Raw genomic sequence first — 17,408 nt, 5'->3', positions numbered from 1 at the left:
CGCGGATTCAAGGAAAAGCCTTACAGAACGGAGATTTAGGAAGGTAAAGGGAGGAGAAACGAGAGTTTGACGGCGATTTTGACTCAACAACACCAAATAGCTCAAAGAGCTAAGGCTTAAAGTTAAAGTAATTTATTAAGAGTAAGATTTTTTCGGTATTACGAAGACGCATCTGCTGACGATTCAGCAGGGAGGGATTCTCGCGTTACTACCAGGTTCCTGCCCGAGATTCGGACAGAAGGAAAAAAGGTGGAGAGTCGATCTGTAAGCCGGGTTCTGTCTTGAACAGTCATTCGTCTACGATGGCCATCACTGGACATCTTTAGCAACCTACCCGGTCCCAGCGCGGGCCACGCCTTGGGACCCTATTTGGTCTTGCTCCAAGTGGGGTTTACCTAGCCACGAACTGTTGCCAGTCGTGCGGTGCGCTCTTACCGCACCTTTTCACCCTTACCGGTACCGAAGTACTTAGGCGGTTATTTTCTGTGGCACTTTCCGTAGGCTCACGCCTCCCAGGCATTACCTGGCACTTCGCCCTATGGAGCCCGGACTTTCCTCCCCCCTCTAATTTTCATAGAAGGCAGCGACTGTCCAATCGACTCTCCGCCGCGCAGGTTAACGGCACGGCGGCGTTAGAACAAGTATTAAAAGACACTAATGCCATCATGTTCAGACGGAGTGCAGGCTGGAACCCGGAACTATTCGCCCTTTTGTTTATCCAGCGCCACTTGATACAGGACGTTCTTGCGTACGCCGGTTATTTCCGCGGCCAATGCAGCGGCGCGCTTCAATGGCATCTCCTTGAGCAGCAGGTCAAGAATGCGCATTGCCTCGCTGCCCACGGCATCTTCGCTTTCCGGCGCCGACCAGCCGGCTACCAGCACTACGCACTCTCCGCGCTGCTGATTGCTGTCGCCCTCGACAAATTCGCGCAGTTCCTGCAGCGGCAAGCCCTTGAGGGTTTCGAAGGTCTTGGTGATTTCCCGCGCCAGCAGTGCCAGGCGATCGCCGCCGAACACCAGCTCCATATCTTGCAGGCACTCAAGGATGCGGTGCGGGGCTTCGTAGAAGATCAGCGTGCGTGGCTCTTCCTTTACCAGTTCCAGGCGCGCCCGGCGCCCGACGGCCTTGGCGGGCAGGAAGCCTTCGAAGATAAACCGGTCCGACGGCAAGCCGGCAGCAGACAATGCAGCAATCAGCGCGCACGCTCCCGGAACAGGCACTACATTGATACCAGCCGCCCGCGCCTGGCGAACCAGATGATAGCCAGGGTCGGAAATCAGCGGCGTACCCGCATCCGAGATCAACGCCACGTCATCACCCGCCAGCAAACGAGTGATAAAACGACTGCCTTCTTCACGCTCGTTGTGTTCGTGACAGGCGGCCAAGGGGGTCGGAATACCGAAATGCTGCATCAACCGCTGGGAGTGCCGAGTGTCTTCAGCCGCGATCAGTTTTACGTCGCGCAACACTTTCAGCGCACGCGCACTGATGTCGTCCAGGTTGCCAATGGGCGTCGCCACGACAAAAAGCGAGCCTGCAGTGGAATTCAAAGGACCTGGAGCAGTCAAAACGCACACCTCGATGGTTGGCAAAAGCCACATTGTAGCGCGTAGACGCCTTGAATATATGCCCTCGGGGCGGGTTCGATTTCAGCCGCCTATTGGTTCCTGCAACATTTACACGACCTAAATAGACGGTTTCACGCCAGTAACATCGCGCCCCGGCCAGTGCTTGGGTACAATTCCACGCTAATTTGATCGGTATCAGGAACACTTACATGATCGCTTGCCTGCGGCTGTTCTCTGCCCTCTGCCTCGCTGCCCTGTTGGCGGCTTGCGCCAGCTCGCCCTCGTCCAGCCTTGGCGACCTCCCCCGGACTCCGGATGCCAGCATCGAGCAACTGCTCGAACAGGCGACTTCGGCCAAGACTCCGGAAAAAGCCGCGCTGTTGCGCTTGAGTGCGGCTGACCTGGCGTTTCACCAAAACAATCCGGGACGCTCGGCGCAGATTCTTGCCCAGGTGCCACTGGACGTCCTGAAACCGGCGGCGCAGGTATTTGCCAGCACCCTGTCGGCTGAACTGGCGATGGCCCGCAACCAGCCCAAGGCAGCGTTGACGGCCTTGAATCACCCGAGCCTGCAAAGCCTCAAGGAACTGCCGCCTGAACAGCAGATCCGCACGGGCACCGTGCATGCCCGCGCCTATGAGGCCGACGGCCAGACCCTGGCCGCCGCCCGCGAGCGCGTCGCCATGGCCCCGCTGCTGACGGGCGATGCCTACAACAGCAACCACGAAGCCATCTGGGCACTGATTGCCGCCTTGCCTGCCGATCAACTGCAAGCCAGCGGCAACCCGACGCTGGACGGCTGGATCAGCCTGGCCCAGGCAGTCAAGGGCGCCGGCACTCTGGAGCAACAGCAGGCGGCCATCGACACCTGGCGCGCCCAGAACCCTGGCCACCCGGCAGCCTCGCAATTGCCGCAGCCGCTGACCAAGCTCAAGGAACTGGCCAGCCAGCCGCTGAACAAGATCGCCCTGCTGCTGCCGCAGGAAGGTCCTCTGGCCGGCGTTGCCAAGGCGCTGCGCGAAGGCTTCATGGCCGCGCACTACCAGGCTGAACAAGCCGGGCAGAAGCCGCCGGTGATCGAGTTCTACGACAGCTCGCGCCTGACCTCCATCGACGACTTCTACGCCAAGGCCCAGGCCGCCGGCGTGCAACTGGTGGTCGGCCCGCTGGAGAAACCGCTGGTCAAGCAACTCAGCGCACGCCCGCAATTGCCGATCACCACCCTGGCCCTGAACTACAGCGAAGCCGACCAGAACCCGGCGCAACTGTTCCAGTTTGGCCTGGCCGCTGAAGACGAAGCCCGTGAAGTGTCCCGTCGTGCTCGCGCCGATGGCCTGCACCGCGCCGCCGCCATGGTGCCGAAAGGCGAATGGGGCGAGCGCGTCTACAAGGCATTCCGTCAGGATTGGGAAGCCAATGGCGGCACCGTGGTGGGCGTCGAGTACGTTGACCAGCCGGTAGCCCTGGCCCAGCAGATTGCCGACCTGTTCCAGCTGCGCAAGAGCGAAGGCCGCACCAAGAGCCTGCAAAGCACGGTAGGTTCGGATGTTTCCGCCCAGCCATCGCGCCGCCAGGACATCGAGTTCATCTTCCTGGCCGTGACTCCGCAACTGGCCCAGCAGATCAAGCCGACCCTGAACTTCCAATACGCTGGCGACGTGCCGGTGTATGCGACGTCCCACGTGTTCAGCGCCAGTGGCGACAAGAACCAGTACCTGGACATGACCAACGTGATGTTCTGCGAAACCCCTTGGCTGCTGAACACCACCGACCCGCTGCGCAACCAGGTCGCTGCCCAATGGCCACAAGCCAACGGCAGCCTTGGCCGCCTGTACGCGATGGGTGTGGATGCCTACCGCCTGGCGCCGCGCCTGGGGCAGCTCAAGGCACTGCCGGACACTCGTGTCGACGGCCTGTCGGGCAACCTGGGCGTCAGCGCCAGCCAGCGTGTCGACCGCCAGATGCCATGGGCGAAGTTCGTCGGTGGCGAGATCCAGCGCCTGCCTGACACCCCGCGCTGATGCCCGAGCGGTCAAGCGCACAAAGCGGCAAGGACGCCGAACTTCAAGCTCTCGAGTACCTGCAACGACAAGGTCTGCGCCTCCTGGCGCAGAACTGGTTATGCAAACGCGGCGAGCTTGATCTGGTCATGCTTGACGGCGATACAGTAGTATTTGTCGAAGTCCGCTACAGAAAACACGCACAATGGGGTGGCGCGCTCGCCAGTATCGACGGGCGCAAGCGCCAGAAGCTGATACTCGCCGCGCAGTTTTTCCTGCTCAAGGAGCGTCGCTGGGCCGATCATCCCTGCCGTTTCGATGTGGTTGCCATAGAAAGCACTCCCCGGGGAACAGCCGATCTGAACTGGCTGCAAGATGCCTTTGACAGCTGATTCGCCGGACATCTACACCGCACTCTTTTGCTCTTTGCTTTGCGGGCTGCACATTCCTGTGCCAAACAGCCGCGCTACTTAAGGTCACACAGATGGACATGCAATCCCGAATTCGCCAGCTTTTCCAGGCCAGTATCGATACCAAGCAACAGGCGATGGACGTACTTGCACCGCACATCGAGCAAGCCAGTCAGGTCATGGTCAACGCCTTGCTCAACGAAGGCAAAATGCTTTCGTGCGGCAACGGCGGTTCGGCCGGCGATGCCCAGCATTTCTCCTCCGAGCTGCTCAACCGCTTCGAGCGTGAGCGCCCGAGCCTGCCGGCCATCGCCCTGACCACCGACACCTCGACGATCACCTCGATCGCCAACGACTACAGCTACAACGAAATCTTCTCCAAACAGATCCGCGCCCTTGGCCAGCCGGGGGACGTCCTGCTGGCGATCTCCACCAGCGGTAACTCGGCGAATATTATTCAAGCGATCCAGGCCGCACATGATCGTGAAATGATTGTCGTAGCATTGACCGGACGCGACGGCGGCGGCATGGCCTCGCTGCTGTTGCCCGAAGACGTGGAAATCCGCGTCCCGGCCAATGTCACCGCACGTATCCAGGAAGTCCACCTGCTGGCGATCCACTGCCTGTGCGATCTGATCGACAGCCAACTGTTCGGGAGTGAAGAATGACCGTTAAACGCCTTAGCCTATTGGCAATCACGCTGTGCCTAGGCATCAGCGGCTGCAGCTCGGTAATCGAAGCGAGCCGCGACACGCCCATCCAGGACGATAAAGGCACCCGCACTTTCGGCAGCAAAATCGATGACTCACTGATCGAGACCAAGGTTTCCGTCAACGTGTCCAAGGCCGCTCCAGACCTGGGCAACGGCGCGTCGCGCATCGTGGTCGTCAGCTTCAACGGCGTGGTGCTGCTCACCGGCCAAACCCCGCGCGCCGACTTGAAGGCCCAGGCTGAACAAGCTGCCGCCACTGTGCAGCGGGTCAAGAAGGTTCACAACGAACTGCAGGTGATGGAGCCGATCACCCTGCTGGCAATCAGCAACGACGCCCTGCTGACCACCAAGATCAAGACCCAGATGCTGACCGACAGCGCCATTCCCGGCTCTCGGATCAAGATCGTCACCGACAACGGCATCGTCTACATGATGGGCCTGCTGACCCAGGCAGAAGCCACCCGCGCCGCCAACCTGGTACAAAGTGTGTCCGGCGTACAGAAGATCGTGAAGCTGTTCGAATACATCGACTGATCTATCGTCAGCCACAAAAAAGGGCGCCGTGCATTGATTGCACGGCGCCCTTTTTATTGACTACAGGTTACTGGTACTGCTGGTACGGGTTGCCCTGGAACTGGTTGTTCTGTTGTGGCGCCTGTTGCTGCTGGGCGGCCGGCTGACCGTACTGCTGGCCTGGGATCGGACCCAGGTTGACCTCTACACGACGGTTCTGGGCACGACCATTGACGTCGGCGTTGCTGGCGATCGGGTTATCCGGGCCGGCACCGCGGGCACTCAGGTTGGTCGGGCTGACACCTTGGGAGGTCAGGTAATTGGCCACGCTCTGCGCACGACGCTGGGACAGGTCCATGTTGAGCTGACGGCTGCCGGTGCTGTCGGTGTAGCCAACGATCTGGATGGTGTTCTGGTTGAACTGCTTCAGCGAGTTCGCCAGGTTGTTCAGCGGCGTGTAGAAGCTGCTGGAAATCGCATCCGAGTTGGTGGCGAAGGTGATGTTACCCGGCATGATCAGCTTGATCTGGTCGCCCTGGCGCTGCACTTCGACACCGGTGTTGGCCATGCTGGCACGCAGTTTCTTTTCCTGCTGGTCGGCGTAGTAGCCGTAGCCCGCACCACCGATACCGGCGACGGCAGCGCCGATCAACGCACCCTTGCCGCGGTTGTTGTGGTCGATGGCTGCACCCGCCAACGCACCAGCCAGGGCGCCCAGGCCACCATACTTGGCGGTGTTGCTCACACCGGAAGAGCCACCACCCTGTGCCTGGCTGCCGTCATAAGGATTAGGTGAAGCGCAGCCCGACAACAGGGCTACGGCAGTAGCAACAACAAGCAGACGACGAGAAGTGAACATGAAGGAAGCTCCTACTTTTGCATTCGGTGATGCAGAGGACATTGGCATTGGACCTGTGCCGAGCTTGGAACACGACAAACGGTAAAAATTCCATCTCCACACAAGCCCGGCCACACTCAAACCCTAGCAGAGACTTCCTGAACGGTGATTGTCATTTTCTCTATATGTTTCGTCTGATAGTTGCCACTTGGTATCCGAAAAACTACCCACATTTTGCTTCACGCGCGGACAAACGGATTCTCACGCATTTCATCTCCCAGGCGCGTGTCCGGACCGTGCCCTGTCACCACCACCGCCGCCTCATCCAGGGTGTAGAGCCGTTGCTTGATCGAGCGCACGATGGTCGCCTGGTCACCGCCCCACAAATCCGTACGGCCCACGCCGCGCCGAAACAGGGTGTCGCCGGCAATCAGCAACTTCGCATCGGCGAACCAGAAACTCATCGAGCCGGGTGTGTGTCCAGGTGTATGCAAGGCAACCCCGCAACCACAGGCCAGCTCTTCTTCATCCTCCAGCCAACGATCCGGCGACGGCACTGGCGTGTAAGGCACGCGGAACATCTGGCACTGCATTTCCAGGTTGTCCCACAGAAACTGGTCTTCCTTGTGCAGGTGCAGGGTAGCGCCGGTTTTTTCCTTCAACTGCCCGGAGGCCAGGAAGTGATCGAGATGGGCGTGGGTGTGAATAATGCTGACCACTTTCAGGCCCAGCGCATCGAGGCGCGCCAGGATCAGCTCATGGTTGCCGCCCGGGTCGACGACGATGGCTTTTTTGGTGACGGGGTCGCCGATGATCGTGCAGTTGCACTGCAACGGGCCTACCGGGAACGTTTCGCGGATCAGCGCGGGAGACTGAATATTCATGGGTATTCCTGCAAATTCAAAGGCAAACTCTTTTGTACTGCATTCCGGCGCACAGTATGTTCGACCCTGCACCCGATCCGAAAGCGCTCGCGAGCGCACGGCTGTCAAACCCGGCAACTGCTAAGCTACTCTGGCGCCAGTCATACAACGCGCAACGTATAGCGCATGGAGTGGGACTTATGGCGACCCTCAGCCCATTGATCATCTGCGAACACTGCGATTGCGTGTACGAAAAAGTCGCGCTCGCCAAACATCAGAAGACCCTTTGCACCCGCTGCGCAGGCGTACTCCAGCGTTATAACGGGCTGTCGGTGGAACAACGCCTGGCCCTGACCCTGACCGCCACCGTGCTGTGGATTTTCGCCAACTTCTACCCGGTGATGAGCATCAGCCTGCAAGGCCTGAAAAGCAGCGCCACGTTATGGGATTCGGTGGTCGCACTGGCCCAGGGCCCGATCACCTTCATCGCGCTGGTGGCGGCGATTTCCATCATCATCGCGCCGGTGTTCCAGTTGCTGCTGTTGATCTGGGTGCTGGGCTTTGCGATGAAGGGCCAACGCTCGCCGGCGTTCAAGCTGTGCATGCGCTGGCTCGAAGCGCTTCGGCCCTGGAGCATGCTCGAAGTCTGCCTGCTGGGCGCCATGGTGGCGGTGTTCAAACTCGCCGGCATGCTGGATGTGTTGCCCGGCACCGGCCTGTTTGCCCTGGCCGCTCTCAGCCTGTTGCTGATCCGCATTGCCGGGCGTGATATTCGCGACCTGTGGGACATTTTATGAGCCGTCCACCGACCGCCAGCGAACTGAACCTGTGCCTGTGCCACAGCTGCGGCCAGGCTTGCGACGTCAGCACCGCGCCCGACGAATGCGAGCGTTGCGGCGCGCCGCTGCACCGGCGCAAGGTCCATTCGCTGACCCGTACCTGGGCCTATATGCTGACGGCGCTGGCGTTTTACGTGCCCGCCAACTTACTGCCGGTGATGAACACCTCGATGCTCGGCTCGGGCGCCGACAGCACCATCATGAGCGGCGTGCTGGAGTTCTGGCAGCACGGCGCCTGGGACATCGCCCTGATCATTTTCATCGCCAGCATCGCGGTGCCGGGTATCAAGTTCGTCGCATTGACGTTGCTGCTGGTCACCGTGCAGCGCAATAACCAGTGGGCGCGCAAGGAGCGCTCGAAGCTGTTTCGCTTCGTCGAAGTGATTGGCTACTGGTCGATGCTGGATGTGATCGTGGTGGCCTTGGTGGCCGCCCTGGTGCGGTTCCAGGCCCTGGGCACCATCGAGCCGCGCCTGGGCATTCTGTTCTTTGGCCTGGTGGTGGTTTTCACCATGCTCTCGGCAATGAGTTTCGACCCGCGCCTGATCTGGGAAAACCCACACAACGAGGAGATGCCGGATGGCGTCGCAAACCACTGACAAACCGCAGCCTGCGGGCTCGCCTGCGATCAAGACGCGGCGCTTCAGCGTCTCGCTGGTGTGGATCGTGCCGATTGTCGCGGTGCTGGTGGGCATTTCGCTGGTGGTGCACAGCATCCTTCAGCAAGGGCCGAGCATTACCATTACCTTCAAGACCGGCAGCGGCCTGACCGCCAACAAGACCGACGTGAAATACCGCAACGTGGTGATCGGCCAGGTGACTGATGTGGAGTTGAGCGACGATCAGAAAAGCGTCAACGCCACGATCAAACTGTCCAAACAGGCTGAAAGCTTCACCCGTGAAGACTCGCAGTTCTGGGTGGTGCGCCCACGTATCGGCGCCGGTGGCGTTTCCGGTATCGACACGCTGCTCTCCGGGGATTACATCGGCGCCGATATCGGCCAGTCCGATACCCGCGCCAACCGGTTCACCGGCCTGGAAAACCCGCCGCCCATTACCTATGGCGAACCGGGCAAGCGCTTCACGCTGCACACCCAGGATCTGGGTTCGCTGGATATCGGCTCCCCCGTGTACTACCGCAAGATTCCCGTTGGCCAGGTGGTGGCCTATGCCCTGGACGCTGATGGCAAGGGCGTGAACATCGACGTGTTCGTGCATGCACCCAATGACGCCTACGTCACCGAGAACACCCGGTTCTGGAACGCCAGCGGGATTGATGTGAGTGTCGGCGCCAACGGGTTTGCGCTGAAAACCGAATCCTTGTCGTCCATGCTGGTGGGCGGCATCGCCTTCCTCGCCCCGCCCTACAGCCCCAACGACAAGCCGGCCGACGAAGAACACTCCTATGAACTGTTCGCCGACCAGCAAACCGCGCTGGCCCCGCCCAATGGCAAGGCGCAATACCTGAACCTGCGGTTCGACCAGGCCTTGCGCGGGCTTACGGTGGGTGCGCCAGTGGAGTTCCTGGGTATCGAATTCGGCAAAGTGGTGTCGATCAACCTGGATTTCGACGAGAAAAAACGCAGCTTCCCGGTCAACGTCGGCATCGTGATCTACCCGCAGCGTCTCGGCGAAGCCAACACCAAAATGCTCACGGTCTTGAAGCATGACCCCAACGACGAAGCTGGCGGTGTGCGCCTGATAGGCAGCTTCATCGAACACGGCCTGCGCGCCCAGGCCCGCAGCGGCAACCTGCTCACTGGCCAGCTCTATATCGCCCTGGACTTCTTCCCCAAGGCCGACAAAGTCGTGTTTGACCCGAACCTGCGCCCCGTCAGTATTCCGACCATCCCCGGCAACCTGGAACAACTGCAGGAAAAACTCGAAGGCATCGTCAACAAGATCAACCAGCTGCCGATCGAGCGAATTGCCGGCAACCTCGACGGCAGCCTGGTGGAACTGCGCAAGGGTCTCGGCCAGTTCAACGCCAAGACACTGCCGGGGGTGCAAAACACGCTGGCCGACGTGAGTAAAACCCTGCAATCCGCCAGTTCGACCCTGGCCGAGGATTCGCCGCAACGGGAACAGTTGACCCAGACCCTGGACGAACTGAGCCGCATGTCGCGCTCCCTGCGAGAGCTGTCGGACTACCTGGCACGCCATCCCGAATCGCTGATTCGCGGTCGCCCCGACAACGCCGCGCCCTCCGACCTGCAAGGGCCACCGCGCAAATGACCACAGGAGCAACCACCATGGCTTTGCCGCTGAAGATCACGCTGCTCACCGGGTTGCTGCTGCTGACGGCGTGCCGCAGTGAGCCCATTCAATTTCATACCCTGACGCCGGTGCAGCGCAGCAATGCGTCATTGGCCGCGGGGGGCGAGATCCGGATTGAAAGCATCACGGTCCCGCCACAGGTCGACCGGCCGCAGATTGTCATCCGCCAGGGTGACAGCGGCGTGGCCATTCTCGAGACGCAATGGTGGGCTGCCAGCCTGGTGGATGAGTTGCGCAGCGCGCTGGTGGATCAACTCGCCAGCAGCCGGAAAAACCTGGCGGTGCGCATTGAGGTCCAGCGCTTTGACTCGATCCCCGGGCAGTACGCCCTGCTCGACGTCAAATGGCGGCTTCGCCAGACGGGCACGGACGAACGCACGCCGCTGACGTGTCGCACGGTGGTGCAGTCGCCATCCGGTCCGACCATTGACGACCTGGTGATCGCGCAGCAAAACAACGTCAAGCGGTTTGCCGCGCTGCTCAGCCAGGCCGCCGACAAGTCATCGAGTGAGTGCCCCGCCGTGCGGTAAACATTGATCCAGGGGATCGAGCCATGCGCACATTCTGGAAGTGGTATCAGCAACTGCTGGAGAATGACTTCAGCACCCAGGTCTTCGACAATGTGAAGAACCTGCTGGTATGCGCGCTGTTGTTTGCTGCGGGCACCAACGCACTGGCCGGGAAACATGAGCTGTTCCTCGGCATCCTGGCGTCAAGCGTGGCCGGGTGGGGCTTGATCGTGGTCTCAAGCTTGCTGATGGTGCTGAATGTGAGCGATGGCATCCGCCGGCTCGCCAAGCTGCGTTATCACCTGGTCCTTCAGCTGCTGCTTATCCTGATCTATGTGCTGGTGGCAGCCCGCGTGGTGGAAATCGTCTGGGGCTTTCGATCCCATTGATCCAGGTTTCTACCCCAGCAATCCCATCTCCTGCGCCCGCGCCACCGCCTGTGTGCGCCGCTCCACCCCGAGCTTGCTGTTGATATGGCTGGCGTGGGTTTTCACGGTGTGCAGGGAGATAAACAGCTGATTGCTGATCTCCTGGTTTGAACAACCCTGTGCGATCAGGTGCAGCACCGCCAGTTCACGGGTGCTCAGGGTCTCCAGTGTGTGTGGGGTTTCAACTACTGCAACATCCGGCAAGAGTGCCAGCAGGCCTTGGTTCAACAGTCCATGGGGATCCCGAGACAGCTGCTCCCGCGTCCACTCGGGATAGCGTTCCAACAGGCGCTGGAAAGGTTGCATCGCGCCACCGGCAGCCGCTTCAAGCGCGCGGGCAAACACCGGGCGGGCCTGGGCTTCCTGGCCACCGTCCAGCAGTAACAGTGCCTGCTGGGTCAGCGCCATCAGGCTGATCATCTGCCGGCCGCTGTTATGGGCCTGGCGTGCCAGTTCGTCGAGCCGTTGCAGTGAAGTCGCCGGCTGATGACGGATGGCGTCGAGTGCCGCCTGTTGCAACTCGATATGTTGCGGCAGGTGCGGGTGGAACTCCGGTGCGGCAGCGGCCTGTTCACCGTTGTAGGTTTGCCCCAGCCGCGTCAGCCAGGCATCGGCCAGGTCGGTGCGCCCCTGAGCCAGCCATAGCTCGCATTTGACCAGGGTGATCATCGCCAGATAGAAAATCGGCGGCACGTCCCAGATATGCATCAGGCGCTCGGCCTCGGCCAGTTCGGCAAAGGCCACGGAGAAGTCGCCACGGCGACCTTCGAAGCTGGCGATCACACAGTGGCCGATCAACACGCTGATATCCCGACAGGCTCGCGCCTCCGTCAACCCGGCACGCAGCCGAGCGAGCCCGGCTTCAGGCTGGCAGCGCATCAGCAGCAAATAGCCTTCGTACAACGCCAGGCGCGCGCGCACTGCGTACAGGCGTTGCGGCGCCAGGCCTTGCAAACGTTGCAGGCCCTGGCGCACCTCATCCAGCGACCGCAGGATCTCGCCACGGGCCTGCAGTACACGGGCTCGGTCGTAATGGGCCAGCGCTTCAAACAATGGATTGCCGACCCGCTGCGCCAACTCCAGGGATTCGCGGTTCAGGCCGCGGGCGCGCCACAGGTCGGCGTCGACAATGGCCAGGTTGGACAGGGTCGACAGGCACATCAACCGCTGGCCATAGCGTTTGTGCGGCAGGCTTTCCAGAGCCTCGCTGCAATACGACTGGGTCAGCTCACGATCACCACGGCCCCGGGCAATAATCCCGCTGAGGGCCAGCCATTGCGCCAGCATCGACTTTTGCGCGGTGGCCGACGGGGCCGGTAAAAAACGGCTGAGGTGGCTGGCCAGTTCCTGCGCCGCATCCAGCTGGCAGGCCAGGCCCAACGCCCAGCTGTAGAGCACGATCAGGCGTGGCGTACTCATCAGCAAACTGTCGGGCAAGTCCATTTTCCAGCGCAGCAGCATGCCGACATTCTGCTCCGCCAGCAGTTGCTCTTCGGACAGGTTCTGCACCAGGTTTGCCGCCACATCCAGGTGACCCGCACGCAGCGCCTGCTCCACTGCCTCGTCGATCAAGCCCTGGGCATTGAACCAGCGGCAGGCCCGCAGGTGCAGGCTGGCTGCCGGCAACACGGCATTGCTCGCGCGCCGGGTGCGCAGCAGGTCGGAAAACAGATGGTGATAACGGTACCAATGGCCCTGCTCGTCCAGCGGCACCAGGAATACCTGGTGGGCTTGCAGGTAGCGCAGGATTTCCGTGCTGTCGTGGGCCTCGCGCACGGCGTCGCACAGCTCGCTGCAAAAGCGCTCCTGGGACGCGGTGTCGTAGAGGAACGCCTGGACTTCCGAGGGCAGGCAGTCGATGACTTCTTCGAGCAGGTAATCGCGGATCAGCCCTTCCCCGCCGTGCAAACCCTGGGGCAGCGTACCTTCGCTGCCGGCCTCGGAAGCCGCCAGCAGCCAGAAACGCAGGCCGGCCACCCAGCCTTCGCTGCGCCGGATCAGGTTATCCAGGGCTTCACCACGCAATGAACTGCTGTGGCGATCCAGCAGCGCCAGGGATTCGCCGTGAGTCAGGCGCAGGTCCTGCTCGTGCAGTTCCAGCAAATGCCGGGACAGGCGCAGGCGGGCCAGGTGCCAGTCGGGACGCTGGCGGCTGGTGACCAGCACCAGCAGGCCGTCGGGCAGATGATTGAGGAAAAATTGCAGGCAGCGGTCGAGTACCGGGCCCTGGGCCAGATGGTAGTCATCCAGCACCAGCAACAGCGGCGCCTGGGTCGACAGGTGCACCGTCAGCTCATCCAGCAGGCCGTCGAGCCATTCTTCAAAGGCGAAGGGTTGGTGACGCTGGCGCATTTTCAGCAGGCCCAGGGATTGGGCGCCCAACTGCGGGAAGTATTGCTGCAAGCCGTCGAGCAGGCGTTCAAGGAAACGTCCCGGGTCGTTGTCCCGGGGACTTAGCCCCAACCACAGGCTTTGCCAGTGGGCCGGCAGGCTCTGGCAGAACTCCACCGCCAGCGAACTCTTGCCGAACCCGGCCGGGGCGCTGACCAGCAACAGACGCCCGGCCAGCCCTTCGCTCAGCCGTTCGCACAGGCGCGGTCGCAACACGTAGCCGTCAGGCAGTGGGGGTCGATAGAAGCGCCCTTCCAGGGTCGGAATCACCGTGCTGGCAGGCCCTTGAATTCGGGACAGATCAGTCATCGCCGGGCTCTTGTAGAAGGCTGTTGTCGGCATTGCAGATGTCCGCAGACTAGCGGTAAAAGCGGCAGCTTTGTAGATCTTTGCAACATTTGTCTGAAAAAGACTACAACAAAAAATATCCGGACTTCTTCTGTAACGACCGACACTCTGTGGCGAGGGAGCTTGCTCCCGCTGGAGTGCGCAGCGCTCCCGTTTTTGGGGCTGCTACGCATCCCTGCGGGAGCAAGCTCCCTCGCCACAGTGGTCCGGCAAAAAAAAGCCCCGAACCAGTCGGGGCTTCTTCGAGGATGCGGCCTCGTTTACAGCAAGTTAGCGAACACCATCCTGGCGCAGGGCCGCCGGGGTGAAGTCGCTGGTGGTGGCGGTGAAGCCGAAGTCATAGGCCTGTTTCTCTTCGTTCTTCATGCCCAGGGCCAGGTAGCGGCCGGACTGCAGGTCGTAGAGGGTTTCGAGGGCGTACCACGGCACTTGCTTGTCGTAGTAGTTCTCGGCATGGGCTTCAGCCACGCGCCACAGCTGGCCACGACCGTCGTAGTGGTCGATGACCGCGGCTTGCCAAGTGTCTTCGTCAATGAAGAAGTCACGCTTGGCGTAGATATGGCGCTGGCCTTCCTTCAGGGTTGCAACCACATGCCACACGCGGCGCAGCTCGTAGCGCGCCAGGTCCTGGTTGATGTGGCCGGCCTTGATGATGTCGACATACTTGAGCTTCGGATCGTCGAGTTTGTAGCTGTTTTCGGCGATGTACAGTTCCTTCTTGCCTTCCAGTTTCCAGTCGTAGCGGTCCGGTGCACCGTTGAACATGTCGAGGTTGTCGGAGGTACGCAGGCCGTCGGCGGCGGTACCCGGGCCGTCATACGACACTTGCGGTGCCCGGCGCACACGACGCTGGCCGGCGTTGTAGACCCACGCCGAACGCGGCTCTTTCACCTGGTCGAGGGTTTCGTGCACCAGCAGCACACCACCGGCCAGACGTGCCGGCGCAGTCACTTGCTGCTTGAAGTAGAACAGGATGTTGCCCGGGTTTTTCGGGTCGTAGTCCTTCATCTTGTCGCGGAACACGAACTGATCACGGAAATACACCAGGCTGAAGGAGCCGTTGGTTTGCGGCGTGGCCTGGGTCACCAGGCGGGTCACGCTGCCGCCGCGATAGCGGGTGATGTGGTTCCAGATCACTTCAACGCCGCTTTTCGGAATCGGGAACGGTACGGCGGTTTCAAAGTTTTCCAGGCCGTTGCCGCCGGACACCAGGTTGGTGCTGGTGGCGTTTTTCTTGATGGCGGCGAACACATCAGCCGGCACCGTGGCGCCGCGATGGGTCGGGTAGACCGGCATCTTGAAGGTGTCGGGGTAGCGCTTGAACATCGCGTACTGCCCCGGCGCCAGCTTGTCCTTGTACTGCTCGACGTTCTGCGCGGTGATGGTGAATTGCGGCTGTTCGCTGGCGTACGGGTTGGCCAGGAAGCCACGGGCATCCACGGCACCGGCGTTGGTGGGCAGCGGCGACCATTTAGGGATGGTGCCGGCCGCGTTACCGGCCATTTCGGCGCCCATCGGGGTCAGAGTCGTGCCGAGCTTGGCGGCTTCATCCGCCGAGACCGCCGCCATGACGCTACCCGCCATGATCGACAGCCCCAGCACACCCACCTGCAACAGATTTTTAGTTATTTTCATGTTCTGGTTCTTCCTTAAAACATACTGCTTAAAGAGAGTGTGCTTAGAAGTTCACGCCAGCGCTCAAGGCGATAAAGTCACGGTCATCCACCGTGGTGAATTTGCCGCCAAAGAAGTTGGTGTAGTTGAGGCTGACGGTGTAGGTGTTCTGGTACTCGGCATCGACACCCAGGCTGACGGCCTTGCGCCCCTCTTCAAAGTTGCCGCCAGGACCTGGCGAGTAGCCTTTGACGTCATGGGACCACGCCACGTTGGGCTTGAGGTTTACACCGGCGAAGACGTCCGGGTACTCCCAGATGGCACGAGCGCGATAGCCCCAGGAGGTGGCCGTGGTGTAGCCGTCGTTGTTGCAGTTGGTGTTCAGGCCAGCGGCGTTCGGCAGACCGGCGCCGTTGGCCGTCGAGTTGTTAAGGGCGTTACAGAACCCGCCTGGCAGCGTGCCAGGACCGAAGACCGGATCTCGGCCATAACGTGCGTCGGATTTGCTTTCCAGGCCACCGACGTGGGTCACGCCAATTTCACCGACCGTGGTCAAACGACTGGCGCCCATGACCTGATCAAAGAAGTGCGTAAAGGTGGTCTGGAACTGCGTCACTTCCTTGCGATTGTAGCCATGCAGATCCTGGCCTGGCGTGCCCTTCAGCACCGAGGCATTCCCGTAGCCCGGAATCGGCGTGACACCCGCATAAAGAATGTCGGTGGTGCTTAACTGTACTGGCGCATTTGGCCGATAGCTCAACTCACCGCTCCAGGCAGTACCGGTAGGCAGCGTGGTGGAGAAGCTCAAGCCGTAAAGACGAATGTCTTCAGGGTATTCGATGAAGTAATTGGAACTGCCCGCAACAATCAGCGGCCGCAGTGCTCCCAAAGGCCCCAGAGGCCGCGTGTAGGCCGAAGCTGGAGCGCCTTGGGCGCTGAAGATCGGCGCACGGCTGTGGTAGTTCATGAAGTAGGCGCCGAACTCGGTATCCAGCGGCTCGAAGTTGTAGTGCATGGCCACGCCGAACTGGCCGCTGTCGCGGGCGTCACGGTCCGGACCACGGCGCACCAGCACGCCTTCTTCGTTCACGTCCACGCCCAGGGCGCCAAGGGTAGGCAGTGCAGCGCCAGGAATGGTGGAGCGCTTGTTCAACACCCGCAGGTTGTTGTTACAACCATCGGAAACCACATCCGGCTGCGAGAAGAACGTCCCGCAGTTGTCGGTCACCGTCTGGTCCCACTCCAACTGATAGAACGCTTCTGCCGACAAGTTATCGGTCAGCGTCTGCGACACATAGAACATGTTGACCGGGATCAGGCCTTCCTTGATCTCGGCCCCGGGACGACGGAATGCGGACACGTCGATCGGGTTGATGGAGTTGATACCGCCACCAATAAAGGTACTTTCACCCCAACTCACCACCTGCTTGCCGAACCGCACGTTACCTGGCAGATCGGCAATGGTGTAGTTGTGATAGATGAAGGCATCGAGAATCTGCCCGCCAGAAGACTTGGCGCCCTCTTTGCGGTTGTTGTTGCTGACATTCTTGAAGTCCAGGTCTTCGTTTTGCAGCGCGAAGTCATACCAGTACTTGCCCCGGACAAACACGCCGGTGTCGCCGTATTTCAACTCAAGGTCATGAATGCCTTTGAAGATCTTCGAGAAGGAATCACCTTTGTCGAAGTTCAGGTGACCGTCATCCGAGGTTTGCGACAACCCCCTGCCACCGTTGTTGGCACCGATCAGGTCTTTATTGCGACCCGCCGTCGACCAACTGGCCCCGACCGACAGGGACGAGTCAAAGCTGCCTTCGATTTCACCGATGTTGAAACTGACGCCGAATGCAGGCCCGGCGAGCGTAGAGGCGAGGCTGACGGCCAAGGGCAGTTTTGCCCGGCGCCAGAACTGGTGTGCTGAGATCATCGACGCTACTCCATGTGCATTATTGTTATGGCAGTGAGTCGTTTCCAAGGGCTTGTAACGGCCGGAATACAACGATTCCAATGCCGGGCGAACACATGAACCCGCCGGGCTCACAGCACCGCACCTTGAAAAACTCTGGGATGAACTATAGCCAGCAGGGGGTACCGCTTG

Annotated in this window: 15 protein-coding genes and 1 other RNA gene; 9 read left to right on the top strand and 7 right to left on the bottom strand. The window is 60.8% G+C overall.

Annotated features, from left to right (window positions below):
- Positions 1–249 precede the first annotated feature (249 nt).
- An RNA gene (gene rnpB / locus AC3WKX_RS13840) (RNase P RNA component class A) lies at positions 250–603 on the bottom strand.
- Between the two features lie 95 nt (positions 604–698).
- Entirely contained in the window at positions 699–1,604 is a 906-nt protein-coding gene (gene rsmI, locus AC3WKX_RS13835; RefSeq protein ID WP_161635740.1) for a 16S rRNA (cytidine(1402)-2'-O)-methyltransferase, read from the bottom strand.
- A gap of 176 nt (positions 1,605–1,780) precedes the next feature.
- Between rsmI and AC3WKX_RS13830 the strand changes: the two genes are divergently transcribed.
- The 4 genes from AC3WKX_RS13830 (at position 1,781) to AC3WKX_RS13815 (ending at position 5,227) form a co-directional block, all read left to right on the top strand.
- On the top strand, positions 1,781–3,592 hold the full coding sequence (locus tag AC3WKX_RS13830) for a penicillin-binding protein activator (protein WP_102604712.1): 1,812 nt from the start codon (positions 1,781–1,783) through the stop codon (positions 3,590–3,592).
- Positions 3,592–3,963: a YraN family protein gene (locus tag AC3WKX_RS13825; protein WP_003216193.1), complete on the top strand. Its 372-nt coding sequence runs from the start codon at positions 3,592–3,594 to the stop codon at positions 3,961–3,963. The genes AC3WKX_RS13830 and AC3WKX_RS13825 overlap by 1 nt, the downstream gene beginning before the upstream one ends.
- A gap of 92 nt (positions 3,964–4,055) precedes the next feature.
- Positions 4,056–4,649 carry a phosphoheptose isomerase gene (locus tag AC3WKX_RS13820; protein ID WP_003216190.1) on the top strand — a complete coding sequence of 198 codons (594 nt, stop codon included), beginning with the start codon at positions 4,056–4,058 and terminating at the stop codon, positions 4,647–4,649.
- Positions 4,646–5,227 (top strand): BON domain-containing protein, encoded by a 582-nt coding sequence (locus AC3WKX_RS13815; protein ID WP_087692852.1) that lies wholly within the window; start codon positions 4,646–4,648, stop codon positions 5,225–5,227. The genes AC3WKX_RS13820 and AC3WKX_RS13815 overlap by 4 nt, the downstream gene beginning before the upstream one ends.
- 67 nt (positions 5,228–5,294) lie before the next feature.
- Here AC3WKX_RS13815 and AC3WKX_RS13810 read toward each other — a convergent pair whose 3' ends face one another.
- Positions 5,295–6,065: a YiaD family glycine zipper/OmpA-like lipoprotein gene (locus AC3WKX_RS13810; RefSeq protein WP_032899265.1), complete on the bottom strand. Its 771-nt coding sequence runs from the start codon at positions 6,063–6,065 to the stop codon at positions 5,295–5,297.
- 218 nt (positions 6,066–6,283) lie between these two features.
- On the bottom strand, positions 6,284–6,928 hold the full coding sequence (locus AC3WKX_RS13805; protein ID WP_003216184.1) for an MBL fold metallo-hydrolase: 645 nt from the start codon (positions 6,926–6,928) through the stop codon (positions 6,284–6,286).
- Positions 6,929–7,107: 179 nt separating this feature from the next.
- Here AC3WKX_RS13805 and AC3WKX_RS13800 point away from each other — a divergent pair, with 179 nt between their 5' ends.
- The 5 genes from AC3WKX_RS13800 to AC3WKX_RS13780 are packed head-to-tail and all read left to right on the top strand — an operon-like array spanning position 7,108 to position 10,921.
- Positions 7,108–7,704, top strand: a complete 597-nt coding sequence (locus AC3WKX_RS13800; RefSeq protein WP_008434242.1) for a paraquat-inducible protein A — start codon at positions 7,108–7,110, stop codon at positions 7,702–7,704.
- A complete protein-coding gene (locus AC3WKX_RS13795; RefSeq protein ID WP_003216181.1) occupies positions 7,701–8,345 on the top strand; it encodes a paraquat-inducible protein A in 645 nt (214 codons plus the stop codon). The genes AC3WKX_RS13800 and AC3WKX_RS13795 overlap by 4 nt, the downstream gene beginning before the upstream one ends.
- Positions 8,326–9,981 (top strand): PqiB family protein, encoded by a 1,656-nt coding sequence (locus AC3WKX_RS13790; protein ID WP_003216179.1) that lies wholly within the window; start codon positions 8,326–8,328, stop codon positions 9,979–9,981. Before AC3WKX_RS13795 ends, AC3WKX_RS13790 begins: the two co-directional genes overlap by 20 nt.
- A 17-nt stretch (positions 9,982–9,998) precedes the next feature.
- Entirely contained in the window at positions 9,999–10,553 is a 555-nt protein-coding gene (locus tag AC3WKX_RS13785) for a PqiC family protein (RefSeq protein ID WP_008434246.1), read from the top strand.
- Between the two features lie 23 nt (positions 10,554–10,576).
- Positions 10,577–10,921, top strand: a complete 345-nt coding sequence (locus AC3WKX_RS13780; protein WP_003216175.1) for a hypothetical protein — start codon at positions 10,577–10,579, stop codon at positions 10,919–10,921.
- Positions 10,922–10,930: 9 nt separating this feature from the next.
- On the opposite strand, the gene AC3WKX_RS13775 is transcribed toward AC3WKX_RS13780, so the two are convergent.
- The 3 genes from AC3WKX_RS13775 to AC3WKX_RS13765 form a co-directional block, all read right to left on the bottom strand.
- Entirely contained in the window at positions 10,931–13,660 is a 2,730-nt protein-coding gene (locus AC3WKX_RS13775; protein ID WP_102604711.1) for a winged helix-turn-helix domain-containing protein, read from the bottom strand.
- A gap of 309 nt (positions 13,661–13,969) precedes the next feature.
- Entirely contained in the window at positions 13,970–15,334 is a 1,365-nt protein-coding gene (locus AC3WKX_RS13770; RefSeq protein WP_008434250.1) for a DUF1329 domain-containing protein, read from the bottom strand.
- Positions 15,335–15,377: 43 nt separating this feature from the next.
- Positions 15,378–17,237: a DUF1302 domain-containing protein gene (locus AC3WKX_RS13765; protein WP_102604709.1), complete on the bottom strand. Its 1,860-nt coding sequence runs from the start codon at positions 17,235–17,237 to the stop codon at positions 15,378–15,380.
- Positions 17,238–17,408 lie beyond the last annotated feature (171 nt).

This window comes from Pseudomonas sp. GP01-A4 (genome assembly GCF_058780865.1).
This window is presented reverse-complemented; position numbering and strand designations above follow the sequence as displayed.